Source organism: Comamonas sp. Tr-654 (genome assembly GCF_011752915.1).
Classification (GTDB): domain Bacteria; phylum Pseudomonadota; class Gammaproteobacteria; order Burkholderiales; family Burkholderiaceae_C; genus Comamonas.
The window spans coordinates 216516-235120 of record NZ_VWWQ01000005.1 but is presented as its reverse complement, the minus strand read 5'-3'; the positions used below and the strand labels follow the sequence as shown (position 1 = coordinate 235120).

At 59.9% G+C, this 18605-nt stretch carries 11 protein-coding genes; 6 read left to right on the top strand and 5 right to left on the bottom strand.

Going from position 1 to position 18605, the window contains the following annotated elements:
• Positions 1–57 precede the first annotated feature (57 nt).
• Entirely contained in the window at positions 58–1230 is a 1173-nt protein-coding gene (locus tag F3J24_RS16755) for an acyltransferase (RefSeq protein ID WP_167008727.1), read from the top strand.
• Between the two features lie 63 nt (positions 1231–1293).
• Here the strand turns inward: F3J24_RS16755 and rnk are convergent, their stop codons facing one another.
• The 5 genes from rnk to F3J24_RS16730 all read right to left on the bottom strand — a co-directional run bounded on the left by rnk (position 1294) and on the right by F3J24_RS16730 (position 10115).
• Positions 1294–1701 carry a nucleoside diphosphate kinase regulator gene (rnk, locus tag F3J24_RS16750; protein WP_167008724.1) on the bottom strand — a complete coding sequence of 136 codons (408 nt, stop codon included), beginning with the start codon at positions 1699–1701 and terminating at the stop codon, positions 1294–1296.
• 404 nt (positions 1702–2105) lie between these two features.
• A complete protein-coding gene (locus F3J24_RS16745; protein ID WP_167008721.1) occupies positions 2106–2756 on the bottom strand; it encodes a response regulator transcription factor in 651 nt (216 codons plus the stop codon).
• 44 nt (positions 2757–2800) lie between these two features.
• Positions 2801–6052 carry a hybrid sensor histidine kinase/response regulator gene (locus tag F3J24_RS16740; protein ID WP_167008718.1) on the bottom strand — a complete coding sequence of 1084 codons (3252 nt, stop codon included), beginning with the start codon at positions 6050–6052 and terminating at the stop codon, positions 2801–2803.
• 11 nt (positions 6053–6063) lie between these two features.
• Entirely contained in the window at positions 6064–7287 is a 1224-nt protein-coding gene (locus F3J24_RS16735) for an EAL domain-containing protein (RefSeq protein WP_167008715.1), read from the bottom strand.
• Between the two features lie 5 nt (positions 7288–7292).
• Positions 7293–10115 carry an ATP-binding protein gene (locus F3J24_RS16730; RefSeq protein ID WP_167008712.1) on the bottom strand — a complete coding sequence of 941 codons (2823 nt, stop codon included), beginning with the start codon at positions 10113–10115 and terminating at the stop codon, positions 7293–7295.
• Between the two features lie 1751 nt (positions 10116–11866).
• Between F3J24_RS16730 and F3J24_RS16725 the strand changes: the two genes are divergently transcribed.
• The 5 genes from F3J24_RS16725 (at position 11867) to F3J24_RS16705 (ending at position 18436) form a co-directional block, all read left to right on the top strand.
• On the top strand, positions 11867–12439 hold the full coding sequence (locus F3J24_RS16725) for a fimbrial protein (RefSeq protein ID WP_167008709.1): 573 nt from the start codon (positions 11867–11869) through the stop codon (positions 12437–12439).
• Between the two features lie 505 nt (positions 12440–12944).
• Entirely contained in the window at positions 12945–13385 is a 441-nt protein-coding gene (locus F3J24_RS16720) for a type 1 fimbrial protein (protein WP_167008706.1), read from the top strand.
• A gap of 66 nt (positions 13386–13451) precedes the next feature.
• Positions 13452–14228 (top strand): molecular chaperone, encoded by a 777-nt coding sequence (locus F3J24_RS16715; protein ID WP_370527737.1) that lies wholly within the window; start codon positions 13452–13454, stop codon positions 14226–14228.
• A gap of 121 nt (positions 14229–14349) precedes the next feature.
• Positions 14350–17169, top strand: a complete 2820-nt coding sequence (locus tag F3J24_RS16710) for a fimbria/pilus outer membrane usher protein (protein ID WP_167008703.1) — start codon at positions 14350–14352, stop codon at positions 17167–17169.
• A 49-nt stretch (positions 17170–17218) separates the two neighbouring features.
• The gene (locus tag F3J24_RS16705) at positions 17219–18436 is read left to right on the top strand and encodes a type 1 fimbrial protein (RefSeq protein ID WP_167008700.1); all 1218 of its coding nucleotides are present in this window, start codon (positions 17219–17221) and stop codon (positions 18434–18436) included.
• The last annotated feature ends 169 nt before the right edge of the window (positions 18437–18605 follow it).

Below are 18605 nucleotides of genomic sequence, written 5' to 3'. Positions count from 1 at the left end.
CCGGGCAAACTCACCCTGCCGCTGGGCAGCCCATGGGCTGCTGGCGGCCGTGATCAGATGGCTCAAAGTTCTATTTCCTCTCATTCCCGCAGCGCGCTCATCGACTGCACCAAAGGCTTGGCTTGCGCAGCCATCGTCTGGCATCACCTGGCTTTTTACGGCCCCATGTCCGATGTGGCTCATCCCGTCATGCCGAATCTGCTGGACTGGCTCTATGAGTACGCTCGCATGGCCGTGCAGATCTTCCTGGTGATCGGCGGCTTTCTGGCTGCGGCCAGTCTGGCCCCGCAAGGTCTGGCGCGCTTTGACTCGCCCTGGTCCAAGATCGGCAAGCGCTTTGTTCGCCTGGTCGTGCCTTATGCCGTGGCGCTGGTGGTGACGATTGTGGTGTCTGCCGCGATTCGCCCCTGGTTCGATCACGAATCAGTGTCCGCCGACCCCGGTCTATGGCAGCTCATGGCCCATGCGCTGCTGCTGCAAGGCATCGTGGGCGAGGAATCACTGTCAGCTGGCGTCTGGTATGTGTCCATAGACTTTCAGCTGTTTGCGGGCACCGTGCTGCTGCTGGCCGGAGTGCGCTGGCTGCAGCAATGGGCAGTGGCGCGCTGGGGCGATGCGGCCATGAAGCGTTGGTGGCCGTGGGCTGTGAGCGGCATGCAGGCGCTGGTGGTTCTGGGGACGGCGGCTTCGCTGCTGAGCTTCAACCTTGATGCAGAGCTTGATGTCTGGGCGATTTACTTCATGGGCGCCTATGGCGTCGGCATGATGGCCTTCTGGGCGGTGGCGGCAGACAAGCGCCTCACGGCCTGGAGCTGGGGCATGCTGATTGCTGCACTGATCATCGGTGCGCTGGTCTATGAGTGGCGCGACCGCATTTTTCTCGCCGGCGTGACCGCGATGCTGCTGATCGTCTGCATGCGTACCGAGGCTATTGCCCGCTGGCAGGGTCTTGCTCCGCTGCGTCGCCTGGGAGAGATCTCCTACTCGGTGTTCTTGATTCACTTTTCAATCTGTCTGCTGGTCAATGCAGTGGTCAACCATTTCTGGCACGGTTCGGTCACAGCCGCTGTGGTGGGCATTCCGTTTGCCTTTGTGCTGTCGCTGACCGCTGGCTATGCCCTGTATCAGCTGGTGGAGCGCCATGTCTCCTCCTGGAGTCAGGCTCTGCGCTGGCAGGCTGGCCTGATCGGGGCCGGACTGCTGACCACGATGGTGGCGGGCTTGCGCTGAGCCGGAGCCTGGCAATGAAAAAAGCAGCTCCGGTGAGCTGCTTTTTTTATAGAGCGAGCAGGTTCAGCGATGGAGCTCGCCTGCGCGTTCGGGCTGGAACTCTATGTCATCCACGCGCACGGTCACCTGGCCGGTAGGGTTGGGCATCTTGAACTCGTCGCCCACGGACAGGCCCAGCAGGGCGATGCCCACTGGCGCAAAGATGGAGACCTTGTCGGCGCTGCCATCCATATCCTTGGGGTAAACCAGTGTCAGCGTGCTGCTCTTGCCGCTCTCGAGCATGGTGAAGCGCACGGTGGAGTTCATCGTCACTACGTTGGCGGGCATTTCAGCGGGATCAAGCACATCTGCTCGGTCCAGCTCCGCCTCCAGCGCATCGCGGCCGGGGAACTGGCTGTTGTTCTTTTCCAGCAGCGATTCAATGCGATCCAGGTCCAAGGAGGACAGAGTGATATTGGGCTTGCGCTCCATGTAGTAACTCCCTTGCGAGATGGTGTGGTTGGCGCTTTTGCGTAGCGCAAACGGACAAAAGCCCGGGCAACGGTGTTGTCCGGGCCAAGGCATTCGAGAAGAAGCACCAACTTGGTGCGTTGCGGGTATTGTCAATGCTGCGCCGCAAACTGCCAAGTCATCTCGCACTCCGTCAGTGCGGATTGGCTTCGTACTTGCCCTGGTCAAGAGGGCGTGATACGGACGATGGGCAACAGTAGACGCTGCTGTTGATCTAAACCCGTGAAATAGGAGTCCGAGGCCGCGGATGCGCCGGACCTCATTGGTCAAGGATGGCAGCAGCTTGTTTCGCGCGGGGATGGAACTCCGCTGTCTGATCAGCCCCTGAGGCAAGGCCTCGGCATCCCGTGGGCACCACGCTGAGGCTATTCAAACAGACCGTTCTCGACACAGAAGGTGATGAGCTCCTGGTTGGACTGAACGTTCAGCTTTTCCATGGCAGATGTCTTTTGTGTGCTGACCGTCTTGACGCTGCGTTTGAGATTGGCTGCGATCTGTACGACGCTGTCGCCACGTACGAAGTGGCGAAGCACTTCGAACTCGCGTGGAGACAGCAGCTTGATGCGATCGGCGACAGAGGTGTTTCTCTGCTCACGGGTGACGTTCTGCTGATAGTTCGTGGGGAAATACTTGTTCCCCAGCCTCAGGCTGTTGATGGCTGAAAGAATCTCCGTCAGCTTGTCATGTTTCAGCACCACACCCCATACACCTGCGTCGTAAAGCGAGGAGATGATCATCGGGTTCGAGATCATTGTCAGCACCAGCAGTTTGGGGCCGGGGTAGGTACGGATCAGGTAATCCACGAATCGGATGCCATCGCCATACACGCTGTCGCCGGGCATGGTGTAGTCCGTGATGATGATGTCCGGCAACGACGAATTCAATTGTTCCACCAGTGCGGTAGACGTTGAGACGGCCGCTGTCACGGCGATGTTCATATCGCGCTCCAGCAGATCCTGAATGCCGACGAGCGTCAAAGGATGATCGTCTGCCAGCACTATGCGGATTTTTTCCATGTTATTGCTCTTTAAGTGGTCGAGTCTGACAACGGCTCCTTGAACTACACCTCCGCGAGGAAACTCTTCAGGTCTTCAATCATGAAGTTCAGTGCGGCTTCAGTGTCGTCGTTCAAGCTGTCGAAGTGCAAGTGCTTTTCGAGTTTTTGCATTCGTTGCGCCAAGGAGAAATGATTGACGTCGACCAGAGCGCCGCTGATGCGGTGCAAGGTGAGGATGATGTCGTCCACGCGCCTGTTCTGCTTGGACCGCTCCAGCTTGAGGACGTCCTCGTGCATGGTCCGTAAAAATAGATCACGATACTTGGAGGGGACTTGCGCAGGCCCTTCGGGTATATGCACTGGTGCGATGTCGGGCAGTCTGGGCGCTACCGTGTCATGGGCTCCGATTTCGGAGTGAGGCGCGTACTCACGCAGCATCTGTATCAGCGTATTCAGGCCGATCGGCTTGACCATCCAGGTATTCATGCCGGCGCTGACGCAGCGCCGCTGTTCGTCCAGCATGGCATTGGCGGTAATTCCGATGATGGGGCATATCACGCCTTCCGAGCGGAGCGTGCGGGCCAGCTCATAGCCGTTCATGAGCGGCATGTTCACGTCGGTCAGCACGAAGTCATGTGGCTGCACGTCCCATAGCGCCAGGGCATCCTCGCCGTCCTCGGCCAAGGTGACCTGGCATCCCAGTCGTTCGAGCTGATCCAGTATGGTGGTCTGGTTGATGGGGTTGTCCTCGGCAACCAGGATGCGTATCGAGAACCGTGGCATGACGGGCTCCGGCGGGACTATCAGTTGCTGGTTGTGCAGGATGCGCTGGATGCCTCGGCCGATGCTGAGCACATCTTGAGCGTCGATATCAGGGTGGGTGGACTCCTGCTGCAGGGGAGAGATGCTGACGTAGTGCCCCTTCCAGTCGGGAGGCGCCGTGGTGCTGCCCGACAGCACATCCAGCAGCAGGGCACGCGAGGTGTGGGCCGAGGTGGGTTGGGCAAGCGGCTCGGCCTGCGCGTGCCAGCGGGTCAGCCAGGCGCAGATGTTCTCCGTCAGCTCCGGGTGCGGTGTACGCACGGCTATTTGGGTGTCGGAGAGGTCGGGGAAGTCGGTGATGGTCTGATTGTCCACATCCAGTGTCAAAGCAATGGAAAAGACGCTACCCACCTGTTTTTCACTCTTGACCTGCATGGAACTACCCATGAGTTCGGCCAGTCGTGCACAGATCGACAGACCCAGACCGGCACCACGCACGACATGCCGGCTGCCGTCGACGACGTAGAACGGCGTGAAAAGGCGATTCTGGTCCTCACGGTCTATACCCACGCCGCTGTCGGCGACTTCGATCTGTAGCGTCACGTGGCCAGGAGTGTGATCCAGGACCAGGCAGCGAACGATGACGCTGCCAACATTGGTGAACTTGATCGCGTTACTGATCAGATTGCTGAGAATCTGGCGCACGCGAACGGGGTCGCCGAGCACTGAATCCGGAATCCTGGTGTCAACGGCAGAGAAAAACAGCAGTCCTTTCTGTTGCGCCATGGCCGCATAGGAGCCTGTGCAATCCTGCACGAGTTCGCGTGCGTTGAAGGCCAGGCGCTCCAGTTTGAGCTGTCCGGCTTCTATCTTGCTGACGTCCAGAATGTCGCTGATCAGCTGAAGCAGGATTTGAGAGGAGCCCTCAATGCGGTTGACGTACTGACGCTGCTGCCCATCCAGCCGCGTGGCCGTCAAGAGCTCCAGCGTGCCCAGCACGCCATATAGCGGCGTACGGATCTCGTGGCTCATCGTGGACAGAAAGGTGGATTTCGCTTCGCTGGCCTCGTCTGCTGCGCGGCGTGCACGCTCCAGGGCCCGTTCGATCTCAACGCGCGTGCTGATGTCGGTAAACGCGCACAAGACGGCGTCCTCATCCATATAGCGCGCTGGGGTGTAGGAAACCGACAGAGTGCGCTCGTTGTCTATATACAGGTTGTCCATGCTGCCGGACTGGTTGACAGCGCGCAGGGAGCGAAGGAGCTGGACGGCGTTGGCCTGCAGCGGCTGTGCATGGCCAGACTCACCGCCCAGCCAGTCCAGGGCAATGGAGTTGCTGAAAACCAGCTCGCCGCTTGCCTTGCTGATCACGCATAGCGCGACGGGGGCTGTCTGGATCAACGTGCGATTGAACGCATCGCGTTCGTCAATCTTGCGCTGGGCGTCCACGGCGGGCTCCATGACCCGGCGCTTGTACCAATAGGTGTAGCTCAGGCCTGCCAGCATGCTCAGTGCAACAAAGATGGCCGCACCGACGAGCAGCCCCATATGGCCTCTAAAAAAGCTGGTGTAGCTGATCAGATAGGTGCCGCTCCAGGTGCCGGTTGCGTCCAGCGCCTTCCACACCAGTCCGGCGCTTGTATAGGACAGACCAAGCTTGGTGACAACTGGTTCGGAGCCGCCTCCCATCAGAGTGACATCTTGATGCTTCAGCCAGAACTGGTAGGGCAGTCCGCTGGCAGTGCTTCTCTCGAGCACGTTGATGCGCTCGCGGCTGAGCAGCGTGGCTGCATAGATGTTCTGGGAGGGGCCGGACGGGCCCCACAGTCCGGACGGGAATCCCGCCGGGACCCAGCCTATCATCTTGTTGGGCAAGGCCGCAGCCTTGAACCAGTGCACTTCGTTGGGATTGAACGACGGCAGCCGCTTGCCGGGTGACTGCGTGGCGGGACCCGGCTGTGCCGCCAGGTTTTCCTGAATCGCAGAAACCGCGGTCCGGAACATGTCCATGCTGATGGCTTCATAGCCGGCATAGGTATTGATCGCCGGCACGCTGATGCTGGTGCTGTCCGCCGGATTCACGAAAAAGACGGCTGCAGCCGGGAAATAGGAGGACGCCCAGAACGTCGAATAGAAATCGGACAGATAGCTGCCCAGCTGGAATAGTGTTCCAGGAGCGGCAGAGCATTTGGTGGGCAGGGCGCAGGCCAGCGAAAACGGCATGTCCACCACTGATTCCTGGCCCAGGAAGAGGCGCGCCCTCCAGTCCGCAGGTGCATCCACTTCATGGAAACTGGTGACCCGAGAGTAAGGGATGGCTTCCAGGTCCTGGCTCTGAGCACGAAGCTGGCTCAGGAAGATTTCCTGTTCCTTGATGTAGCCGATCAAGGTGCTGAAGTCGACCAGCAACCGGTCGCGCTCCCGGTCAATGATGCGCTGTCCTCCCCAGAGCAGCGCGCTCACCAGAGCGACGACTATGGGAAGTATGCCGAACAGCAGCCAGTTTTGCCGTCGCGACGTGCGCGTGATTCGATGGATTGGCGTGTTCTGCATATCAGCGATGACTACGCAGCCTCCGGAGGAAACAACTGCCTGCGTTGATCGTTGTTCAGCAGCATGGCAAAGTCGCTGGATTTGAGTGCGGAAGAGATCAGGAAGCCTTGTGCACAGTCGCAGCCGATGCGGCGCAGAAATTCAAGGTCCGTGAGGGTTTCGACGCCTTCAGCGGTGACGGTCAGGCCCAACTGCTTGCCCAGTTGCACTGCGGACGTCAGCGCCGTGCCGCGGGTCGCATCATCGGTGGCGCCGGTCACGAATGCGCGATCGATCTTGAGCTCCGTGAACGGCATCGAGATCAGGTTGTACATGGAACTGTATCCTTTACCGAAATCATCCTGGGCAAGGCCAAAGCCCTTCAGCCTCAACCGACTTGCACCCATATAGTAGTGCGCAGGCGCGGCGGTTGTCTCGTCTTCAAGCAACTCAAAATTGATGTTGCCTGGGGGCACCTCCCATTTGCGAGCGGTCCGCTCCAGTTCGTCCGGCAGATCCGGGTTCTCCAGAAGGGGGACCGGAAGATTGACGGAGACGGGGATCGTATAGCCGATGTCGCGCCACTGTCGATGCGCGGTCAGCGCATCCTCGAGCATGCGCTGGAGCAACTGTCGCTCGAGTTTGCAATGTTGGATGGCGGCCAGAAACGAGCCCGGCAGCATGAAGCCGTGCTCGGGATGATCCCAGCGGGCAAGTGCCTCGGCGCCGACGATTTCACCGGTGCGCAGTGCCATCTTGGGCTGAAACCACGCCTGTATCTTGCGGGTGCTCAATGCGGTCTCTATGGCCGATTTGTCGAACACCAGGGGCTGGCCAAAGCGTAGATCCGGGCTGGAGGTCGGCGTCGCCACGCGGTGACGCAGCTTGCCGATGATCTTGTGGGCATAGCAGGGGTCGAACGGCTTGGAGAAAGCGTCCAGCACGAACAGCCCGACCTCCTTGGCCATCAGGCTGACGCTGTTCATGATGCGGCGCGAGCAGGAGCTGGAGATCGCCAGCATGGGCGTCAGGCTTTCGCTTGCGAGCCGGCTGATGAACTGCAGGCCGTCCATGTCCGGCATTCTGATGTCCATGATGACAATTTCAAAGTGCTCCGCATGCATCATCTTCAAGGCCTGTTCGCCGGTTTGCGCGGCCTTGACGTGAACGAATCCAGCATCCGCAAGGATGGAGCAGATGCGCGCGCAGGAAAACTCGTGGTCGTCCAGGACAAGGATTCTGTATTTGGAAAGCATGATGGTTAACTCCCCTCGGCTTTGATCGAGTTCAGGATTTTTCGCAGTTGGTCTATCGCAAGCGGCTTGATCAGCAAAACGTTGATGCCGGAGGTGAGGCCACGCCGCTGCTCCTCGGGAAACGCATTGGCGGTCAGACCGAGGATCGGACGCGTGTAGCCACGTTCCCGCAGCGCAAAAGCCAGCTCATACCCGTTCAGCACCGGCATGTGCAGATCGGTGAGGATGGCGTCGAAATCCTGGATGTCGGGTCGGTTCAGGGCCATCTGCCCATTCGTTGCAACCGCCACAGTGCAGCCCAGGTGCTGTAGTTGTTCGCGCAGTATCAGCTGGCTGATCGGGTTGTCCTCGACGACCAGCAGGTTCATGTTGATCAGGTCGAGATCGACCTGGCCGGTGGTGGTGACCAGGCCTTGTCCTTGCTGCATTCCATGTATCGCGCGGCCCAGGCCCAGGATGCCGTGGGCACTGATCAGCAAGGTGTGGCGGTCTGCGGTGATGCCATGCCGGGCGCCGGGCGGGTGCATGACGATGCGCCGGTGCGGCCATTGCGCAAGCGGCATCGCCCAGGGCCAGGCCTCGATCAGCAGTGACTGCGTATCCATGGATGAGTGATGCTCGCGGTAGGGCATCGCCATTGCGCCCCAGAGGCGCAGCCAGCCGCAGAGGTTTCTCACGACCTCAGGGATTGCGCAGCGTACGTAGATCTTCTGGGGTGACAGCCTGGGCAGATTGTCCGGTCTGGACTCCACGGCAATCGGCAGTGTCACCTTGAACGAGATACGTGTGCCGATGCCCAGTTCACTGGTCGCAGCAAGTTCGCCGCCCATCATCTGCGACAGGCGCGAGCAGATGGACAAGCCCAGGCCCGTGCCCTGGATGAGCTGGTCGATGTCGGAGTCGGTGCGGAAATAGGGCTGGAACAGTTGCGGCACATGCTCGGCAGCGATGCCGATGCCGGTATCGGCGACCTCGAACTCCAGTTGCACATGGAAATCGTCGACCGGGGTCGAACGAAGGCGCAGCACGATATGTCCGCTCACCGTGAACTTGATGGCATTGCTGACCAGGTTGTCCAGGATCTGACGCAGCCGCGTGACGTCTCCAAGCACCTGCAATGGCGTATTGACGGAGGCCGTGGAGTAAAGCCTCAGGTTCTTGCGTTCTGCGCGCACACAGAAGGTGGAAACCACATTGTCCAGCACCTCCAGCAGAGCCAGCGGCCGGCGCTCCAGCGTCATGTAGCCAGCCTCGATGCGCGACAGATCCAGGGTGTCGTTCAAGGTCGACAGCAGGACGGTGGACGAATGGCGCAGGGTGTCCAGATACTGCTGCTGCTGCTCGGTGGCACCGGTCAGCGACAGCAATTCCAGCGTGCCAAGAATGCCATAGAGCGGCGTGCGGATCTCGTGACTCATGGTCGTGAGAAACAGCGTCTTGGCCTGGTTTGCCGCTTCGGCCGCCTGCATGGCGTTGAGCAGTGACAACTCCGTCTGCTTGAGCTTGGTGACATCATTGATAGTGCACAGCATGGCTGGACCGCCGCAATAGGTCATCGGAGTGAAGGTGCGCTGGACCACGCGGCCATCTTCAAGTTCCAGGTCTTCGTCAACGCTGCTCAGGTCGGGGGACTCGACGATATGCTTCCATTCGTGTTCGGTTTTAAGCCAGGCCTGCGCCAGCTCGTTGGATAGCAGCGGCTCGCGGTCGTCGTGGCGCAGCAGGGCTAGACCGATGGGAGCGGTCTTCAGCAGCTTTCTGTTCAGTGTCACGCTGTCCATCAGCGCTAGAAAGTTGGATCTCGCGGGGGCCAGCAGCTTGCGGTGGATATAGAAAGACGCCAGCAGCAGAACCACAGCGAGCGCAGCGCAAAGAGTCAGCGCCCCGTAAAGCTTGGCGGCGTTGTCCTTGAGCAATTGCCTGACGGGCATGTAGTACTTCAGGCGCCAGCCTGCGTGGCCTACGGATTTGCTCAGTGCCAGATATCTGGGAATGCTGCCCTCCCATACGATGCCGAAGTTGTCGGTGCGCGTGATGTGCAGCGAATCTCTGTCCATGTCGGGTGCATTGGCGCCCCGCAGCGTCGCATGGCCATTGGGGTCGTAGAGGACATAGCTGCCCCCGGCCGTGCTGGTCAGGTCCAGGGCTGAGCCGATATCGTCGAAGGTGATTCCCAGCCACCCGCTGGCGGTATCGGTTCCGTCGATGGGGGTATAGAGGAACAGTCTTTCACTGTCGTCGGTGGGCGGATTCAGCCATACCAGCGGCGAGCTGCCCGAGATTCCGACCTTGGGGTTCTCAAGCAGCAGAGTACTTGCAATCCACTTCTGGGTTTGCGGCGAAATATCAGGCGTTGCCGAGGCCTTGTCGCCCAATACCGGCAGGGTTGTGCCGCTGCTCTTGGACGTGTAGACAAGCGTCGTCTTGATACGGCTGTTGTCATGAACATCCCGTGGCGTCAGAGCCAAGGCCCACTCGTGGCGACTCTCGCCCTCTGGCAACGGGTAGACCTCAAGCTGCCTGGAGAGGCCGGACAAGCCCAGTGTTTCGGGCGCCGAAAATGGTTTGAGACTGCGGACAGCGGAGGCGGCCGTGGCGCGCAGCAGCTGCTCGCGCTGATCAAAGAAAAGCTGCGCGTTGTAGGCTGCGGCGTTCATCTGGCGCCGATACCCCGAAACACTCTCGTTGATCGACCAGAAGCTGTAGAGCAATGCCATGGTGACGATACATAGCAGCGAGGAAGCCGCAAGCGCATACAGCAATACCGTGGGCAGGCGCGTGGCCGTCGCGGCATTTTTGGTGATGGGCTTGAGGGGCAGTCGGTGCATAGGCAAATGCTATGAACCGAGCGCATTTCTGAGGCTAAGAGGAATCCGAATCTGCCGTGTGCGGCCATCGAGAAAGCGCTGTTACTGCATGCCCTGAAGAGAGTTCAGGCCCATGCCTTACAACCCGGCCGCTTCACTTCCTGGAGCTGTCTCGCTGATTGATTGGTATCGCTGATTGAAGTTCTGCGGATGTTGGGTTTGAGGGCTCGTGCTTTTTGGGATAGGGGCGATGCGGATGCAATAAAGGTAACTCGCCCGCCGGGGCGAGACCCGGCACGGCCTGCAAGACCTCAGCCTCTGGCGACAAAGCGATACAGTTTTGATAGCTGCTATCGCTTTATGGATAAGCGTTTTAGGCTGATTCGCCATAACTCTTGCAGGCCACCCGCATCCACCCGTGTATCTGCGCCTGCGGCACGCGGTTCGGCTGCGGGCAACGCTGCCGCAGGACAGCGTTGCATCGTGAACTGACTTGCCGCCGTCTGTCTGAGCGAAGCGGCAAAGCCGCGCAGCGAGTTGGGCGGCTGCGCAGACCGAATGGCGTGACGCAGGTTTGCCCGGAGCGCAGCGCAGGGACGCAGATGGTCGGGTTGTGCTCTTTGCTTACTTTCTGGCAACAGAAAGTGAGTCGCCTGCCGGGGCGAAATCCCGGCGTGGCCGGCAAGGCCTCTGCCGCTGGCGACAAAGGGATGCAGTTTTGATAGCTGCCTGCAATTGCGGTGATTGGGCTAGAGGGTGATTTGCTTGGACTTCTGTTTCTGCAACATGCCCGATATTTAGACCGAGGGCTAGGCGCCCCCGACGGGTCTTGGCCCGCCAGCCGACCTACTTTCTTCCGCAAGAAAGTAGGCAAAGAGCCAGCCCCTGCTGCCCCCGTCCCTGCGGCTGCGCCTGCGGGCAACCTGCGCCGTCAAGCTCTTGCGGCTGTGCGGCCCAACTCGTTGAGCGTGCCTTGCCCGCTTAGCTCAGACAAACGGCCGCAGATTGGATGATGATGCAGTTGCACTCTGCGGTGCAACTGCGCGCCGCAAGAGCTTGCCATCGCAGGCGTTGGCACAAGGGGTGAGACCAACAACCGGCTTCGTCCCAATTCTTGCAGGCCGCCCGCATCCACCCGTATATGTGCGCCTGCGGCACGCGGTTCGGGCGGCAGGCAACGCTGCCGCAGGACAGTGTTGCATCCTGAACTGACTTGCCGCCGTCTGTCTGAGCGAAGCGGCAAAGCCGCGCAGCGAGTTGGGCGGCAGCGCAGACCGAATGGCGTGACGCAGGTTTGCCCGCAGCGCAGGGACGCAGATGGTCGGGTTGTGCTCTTTGCTTACTTTCTGGCAACAGAAAGTGAGTCGCCTGCCGGGGCGAAATCCCGGCGTGGCCGGCAAGGCCTCTGTCGCTGGCGACAAGGCGATGCTATTTTTGATAGCTGTTTGCGCTTGCTGTGACTGGGGTAGAGGCTGATTTGGCCTGAATTTCTGCGGCAATGGCCTGGTAGCAGCAGAGGGTGAGCGAAGCTCTAAAACGGGGCGATCCATCGCAATATGGCCAAAGGCTAACCCTAATTGACATTGCTTGACATTGAACGGCTTTTTTGGTTAGCGATTAGGAATCGTCCGAGGCCTGCGGCCGGACCCCCTCCCTAAACTTCGTTCCTATGTGCTGACCCGTTGGCACATGGCTGCGATAGAGCTACTAACCGCGATCGTTGCGTAACTGGCTCCATCCATCACTAACCTCACTTAATTAGAGTTCTTGAAATGAAAAAAGCTATCCTCAGCATCGCTGTCCTGTCCGCTCTGGGCTTCTCCGCAGTTTCCCACGCCGCTCCCACTGTGGGCGCTACGGGCATGATCAACTTTCAAGGTGAAATCAACGCCGATACCTGCGTGGTGCACAGCGCCGGTGCCAACTCCTCCGGCGGTACCAACCTGACCTATCAAATGGGTTCGGTTTCTGCGAACGCTCTGGGCACTGAAGAATTCCCCAACCAAACTGGCGGCACCATCACCACTCTGCCCGTGCCCGTGAACCTGACCATGGAATGCATGAACGGCACCAATGTTTCCCTGAAGCTGACTCCCACAACTCGCGTTGGTATGGGTGTGGGCGTGAGCGGTGGCGCTCAGAACGTGCAGATCATGCTGATGGAAGGTGTAAACAAGCTGGACTTCAGCTCTGGCTCCTACACCAAGGCCAACCTTCCTTTGACCAATGGCGTGGCTGATATCTCGCTGAACGCCTTCTACACGCTGCAACAAGGCAAGGGTGTTGGCGATGTGGTGGCCGGTCCCGCTAACGGTTCCGTGGCTTACGAACTGTCGTACGAGTAAATCGGCTCCCTCTTCGCAGGCTGCCAAGCCTGCGAAAGAGGTTGCATGAATGAAAGCAGCCGGGGCTTTGGCGATTCTTTGATTGACTCGCGCAACTCGAGTTCCATCGCCCCGGTTTTTTTGGCAGACAGATTCGGGAGTTTCTACTCAGGAGGGTTGGTCCGTATCGGATTTGATGCAGATCTTCTGCCGCTCAGATGGCATTGATATCGCCACAGGCTTGGCAGTGATGAGCAGGACTTGTCCAGAGCTTACGACGATCTTTGTCTCGGTGCTCTCTCCGGTCGTGCCTTGCCTTGAGCAAGCCATCAACCGGGATATGCGTGCAACCGGCTCCAGCGATCGTCTCTCATTCATCTCATAGGTTTTAACGGAAATGAAAAAAGCAATCCTCAGCCTTGCCGTTTTGTCCGCTTTAGGTTTCTCCGCCGTTTCTCATGCTGCCAACGTTGGCGCAACCGGCAACATCACCTTCAACGGTGGTCTCACTGCAGAAACATGCTCCTTGCAAGATAGTGGTGCCACCATCACCAGCGGCAATTTGTCCTATGACATGGGCATGGTGACCACCAAGTCTCTGGGCTCCGAAGCTACGCCCGCGACCCCTGTCACTCCTGGCGGTATTGCCTCGCCCACCCTCATGAATCTGCGGCTGGCATGCGCCAGCGGCTCCTCGGTTGAGCTGAAGCTGACTCCCACAACCCGCATGGGCAAGGGCATTGCCACAAGCGGCAGCGCCAGCAATGTGCAGATCATGCTGATGCAAGGTGCCGGTATTCTGGACTTCTCCAATACCGGCTCCTGGACCTTGTCAGCTCCTTTGAGTGGCGGCGAGGCCAACTTTGTCCTGAATGCCTACTACACGCTGCAAGCGGGCAAAGCCACCAGTCAGGTTGCGGCGGGTTCTGCCAACGGCTCTCTTGCATACGTTCTGTCTTACAACTAAATCGTTTTCCCTTTCGCGGGCTGCATGTTCAGTCCTGCGAAAGGGCTTCATGAAAGGCCCCACACCGTGTCCGTATCTCGTATTCATACCTTCGCTCGGCGCGTGCTGCTGGCCCTGATGCTCACCGGCGCTGTCGGCGCACATGCCGATATCTCGCTCAACACCACCCGCGTCATTTTTGACGGCAAGAACAAAGAAGCCAGCCTGGTTGTGCGCAACGGTGCCAATCCCGTTCTGATCCAGTCCTGGCTGGAAAGCAATACTCCCGGCGACAAGGGCGAGTTGCCTTTTGCCATCACCCCGGCGCTGGCAAGAATGCAGGTCAACGGCCAGCAATTGCTGCGTGTGCTGTATGCCGGCGGTGCCAACGCCATGCCTTCGGACCGCGAGTCGGTAGTGTGGGTCAATGTGCAGGAAATTCCGCAGCAGGCTGAAGCTGAAAACTCCCTGCAGATCGCCATTCGCCAGCGCATCAAGATGTTTTTCCGCCCCACGGGTCTGCCAGGCTCGGCTGCAGAAGCCCCCGCGGCCCTGCGCTGGAGCATAGACAGCGCTGACGGCAAGCAGGTTTTGAAAGTGCAGAACCCCACAGCGTTCCACGTCTCTACCACGGGCATCGATATGGGCTCCGGCGCCGACAAGCAGCGCGTCAGCGAGGCCGTGATGATTGCCCCCGGAGAGAGTCGTACCTTTGCGCTCAAGAGCGGCGCAGCTTCCGCCTCGGCGCTGAGCTTCACCTCCATCAACGACTACGGCGGCTCCGAGTCGTATCAGGCCAGCATCGGCGGCGCATCGCCGGCACAGGCTAGCCGGGTCACCGAGCGTAGCCAAAGCAAGAACTAGGCGCCTCGCGCGCCCCAGTCGCAAGACCCTACAACCGAAGACTTATGAGTCTGGATCGCCTGAGGCGATCCCGGGCGGTGGGGACTTTTGTCCGAAATTCACTATCCCCAAGCGTTCGATCATGAGCAAGCTGAAGTCCAAGGTTCCCTTTGCGCCGTCCCACGGCAACCACACCTCGTTTCGCCTGAACCCGCTGTACCAGATTCTGTTTGGTTCGCTGGGCGTGTTTCTGCCCTTCTGGGCTTTTGCGCAAGAAGTCGCTGCACCTGCAACTGAACCGGCGCAGATGGTAGCGCAGCTGGCTCTGTCGTCTACGGGTGAGCAAGCTGCCGTGCAACCTGTGGTCAATGCCGCCGCCCCCAACCAGGCGCCCGTGCAAGTGGCCGCGCTGGACCATGCTGCCCTGAGCCAGGGTGTGATGAAGGGCTTCAGTACGGCATTCCTGCAAGGCCTGGGGGCCAGCGTCGACGTCAAGACCCTGCTGTCCAGCAGTGAGGTGATTGCCGGCAACTACCGCGTCGACCTTTTGGTCAACACGCTGCAGACCAGCCGTATCGACGTGAACTTCACGATGAACGCCAAGACGGGCGAGGTCGAGCCCTGCCTTACCAAGGAAATGCTGGCGCAGGCCGGCGTGGATATGGCCAAGATCGACTGGGAGCAGGCTGCCAGCCAGGACCCGTCCTGCCTGCGCCTGCCCGAGCTGATTCCTCAAGCCACCGCGCAATTCGATGCAGCGCGCCTGCGTCTGAACCTGAACATTCCCCAGGTCTATATGAGCCAGGCACGCCGTGGCTATGTCGAGCCGTCGCAGTGGAGCGAGGGCGTGCCCGTGGCCTTTGCCAACTACAACTTCAGCTCGCGCTTTACCAATAACTCGGGCGGCATGGCCGACCAGCGCAGCACCAATCTGGGCCTGAACATGGGCGTCAATATTGGCCCCTGGCATTTCCGCAACAACTCCTACCTCAGCAGCGGCTCGCAGCAATCGACCCAGTTCCGCAGCCAGAACACCTATATTCAGCGCGATTTGACCGATCTGCGCAGCCAGCTCTGGCTGGGCGAGACCTACACCGCATCTCCGCTGTTCGACAGCGTGCGTTTTCGCGGTGTGCAGATGGCCTCCGACGACGCCATGCTGCCCGACAGCATGCAGGGCTATGCACCCGTGATCCGTGGCAACGCCGAGTCGAATGCCACCATCGAAGTGCGCCAGAACGGCTTTCTGATCTACAGCACCAATGTGGCCCCGGGCCCGTTCGAGATTACCGATCTGGCTCCCTCGGGCACCAACGGCAATCTGGAAATCACCGTTGTCGAGGCCGACGGCCGGCGCCGCGTCTCGGTTCAGGCATTTTCTGCTCCGCCGCTGATGGTGCGTGAAGGCCGTCTGAAGTACGACGCCACGGTCGGTCAGTTTCGCAACAACTACAACGGCGGCAGCACGCCGGCATTTGGCAGCGCCTCGGCTCTCTACGGTCTGACCAGCAATATCACCCTGGCGGGCGGTATGCAGGCGGCCCCGGGCTACCAGATTCTTTCGGGAGGCGCGGGCCTGAACACCACGGTCGGTGCCTTTTCGCTGGACGCCGCACATTCGCGCAGCAGTGTCAACGGCGACACCAATTCCGGCAGCCGCCTGCGCTTCAATTACCGCAAGTTCTTCGAGAGCACTGCGACCCAGGTTTCGTTCACGGCCCAGGAAAGCCTGAACGAGGGCTTTCGCAACCTCAACGATCACGTCCAGGCCAGGAACTGGGCTGGCAATGAAAGCGGGCTGAGCTTTCGCTCCGTGCTGCCCCGTAGCCAGCTGAGCATGTATCTGAGCCAGAACCTGGGCGTCGGCACGCGTTACGGCAGCATCTACACCAGTGCTACGGCAGGTCGCAACTGGGATGGCTCCAAGTCCAACAGTGTGTCGGCCGGCTATAGCAACACCCTGGGGCCCGCTTCTTTCAACGTGAGCCTCACGCATTCGCGCAATGTGGCCAGCGCGCAGTATGCGAGCGGCCGCCAAAGCGATACGGGTGTATTTCTGTCCGTTACCTTCCCGCTGGGCAAGGGTAGCAACGCCCCCAATATGTACACCAATGTGGGCCACCAGAAGGCCGGCACCAATGTGCAGACGGGTATTTCCGGCAGGCTGCCGAACGACCGCGACATCAGCTACTCGGTGATGGGGCAGCGTGATGTGAATGGCGATGCCTCGGCCTCCGCCTTCCTGGGGGCTTCCACCTCGATGGCAGTGCTCAATGCAGGTTATTCCTACGGCAACCGCTCGAACACCGCTTCGGTGCAGGCCAGCGGCTCCATCGTTGCGCACCAGGGTGGTATCAACCTTGGCCAGCCCGTGGGCGAAACCTTTGCACTGGCCCAGGTCGAGCCAGCGGTGCCCGGTGTGCGGGTGTCCAGCTACCGCGGCGTGGCAACGGGCAACAACGGCTATGCCGTGATTCCCAATGCCGTTCCCTATCGCGCCAACTGGATTGCGATCGATGCCACTGGCTTGAGTGCCGACGTCGAGATCGAAGGCGGCATGGAGCAGGTCGTGCCGCGTCGCGGCGCGGTACCGCTGGCTACCTTCAAGAGCGAAGAGGGCCGCCGTGTGCAGTTCGAGCTGACCCAGCCCGATGGCTCCCCCATGCCGTTTGGCGCGATTGTGGAAGGCGCCGACGGCAGCCGACTCGGCATTACCGACACCCGCGGGCGCGTGCTGACCATGTTGGAGCAGGACCAGGCCCAGGGCCAGTTGCGCGTCATCTGGGAAGAGCAGGAGTGCCGTATCGGCTACGACCTGCCCGCCAAGGAGCAGGGCGAGAACTACCAGCGCATGGCGCTGAGCTGTACTGATGCCAAGCCTGTGCCCACCCCTACCAACAAAAGCGGATCCGGCGTGGCCCAGGCCACCGATCCCGATCTTGTGTCCAAGCAGGGGTCCTGATCCCGCTGCCTAGGCCCAAGTTCACCGTACCTCACAAGGAGTTCGATCCATGTTTCGATCCATCAAAGCCCGTATTTATCCGTCCTCATCTCCTGCCAGCCAGCCCCAGCGCTGGGGCTGGCTGACCAAGGCCGCGGCAGCCAGCGCCATGACTGCAGGTGCTCTGTATGCGCCCGCTGTCTTGGCGACACCAACATGTACCAATGGCGATATGGTCAAGGAGACAAACTGGGTTGTCACGTCCGATTTCTCCGGTATTGCCAACAATGTTTCGATTGCCAATGCCACCTTCAGCCAGACCACCACGGCCTCACAGACGGTCATTGGTAATCAGGTGTATCTCTTGATTGCGAGACCCCAGGCGGGGACCTATCAGACCATTCCGTTGGATACATTTCCAGGCCTGGGGCTAAGGTTGAGCTTCGCTGGTTATGTCAACGATGGAGGCGCGGACCTTAGCCCGAATGCTTTTAATTCCCTTGTCGGGACAGTCATTGCTAACCCCGTAGCAAATTTTGGCACTTCGAACTTCTCCACCGGCAATGCCTTCACCACCAGGAAAATGAAATTCTTATGGAGGATGGATCTTGTGGTGACCGATGTAAGGGTCTACGCGGGCGGCACTGGCGACTTCATGAGAGAAACGAATCTGAGTCAGGGCATGACGTCTGTTATTCCCATTATTTATGACGGCAATACACGCATGTCGTGCTACAACACCAACGTCAGCTTTCAAAAGGCACTGGCCGCTGGCGGAGCCATCGCATTGCCCGAGCTGCCCAAGCCTCCAACGCCGACCTGCCAGTTTCCGATTTCCTCCATGAATCAGACGGTTCCGCTCACTTACTCGACGACCGGCAGGGTGGCAGCCTATGGCTCTGCCCGTACGGCGGGGGCAGCGGTTGAGACGCGGTTCAGTCTCCAGGCGAACCAATGCGGTGCCAATAGCAATTACGCCATCTACTTTACCGACACCAATGCGGCTGGGGCGAACAAGGATTACCTGAGCAGCACCGGAGCATTGGCGGGCAAGGTCAATCTCAGGATGTACCAGGGCAGCAACAGCACCGCCGTTCAGTATGGTTCCGCGCCCTCGGGCAGCACCGTGCCAAGCCGTGCCCCTGGCGTGGCGAACAACAATACCCCGGCGGGCTCGAACTTCCTGCACGATTTCTATGTGCAATATGTTCGGGACCCTGGCTACGCCGGCATCATTCCGGCGGGAACGCTGTCGGCGCAGACCACTGCCACGGTGGTCTATCCCTGAGCGTCGTTAGTGACCTGAGCGCCGGCAAGCTGGCGCCGCTTAATGCGCTTGCCAAACTGCGCGTATCAGCCCGCTCCTTGCTGGAGTCCCAGAAGCGTCACCTCAAACAGGTGACGTTTCTGCGCCATGGCGGCTACCGGGCCACCAGACCGGTAGACCACGTTGAGGT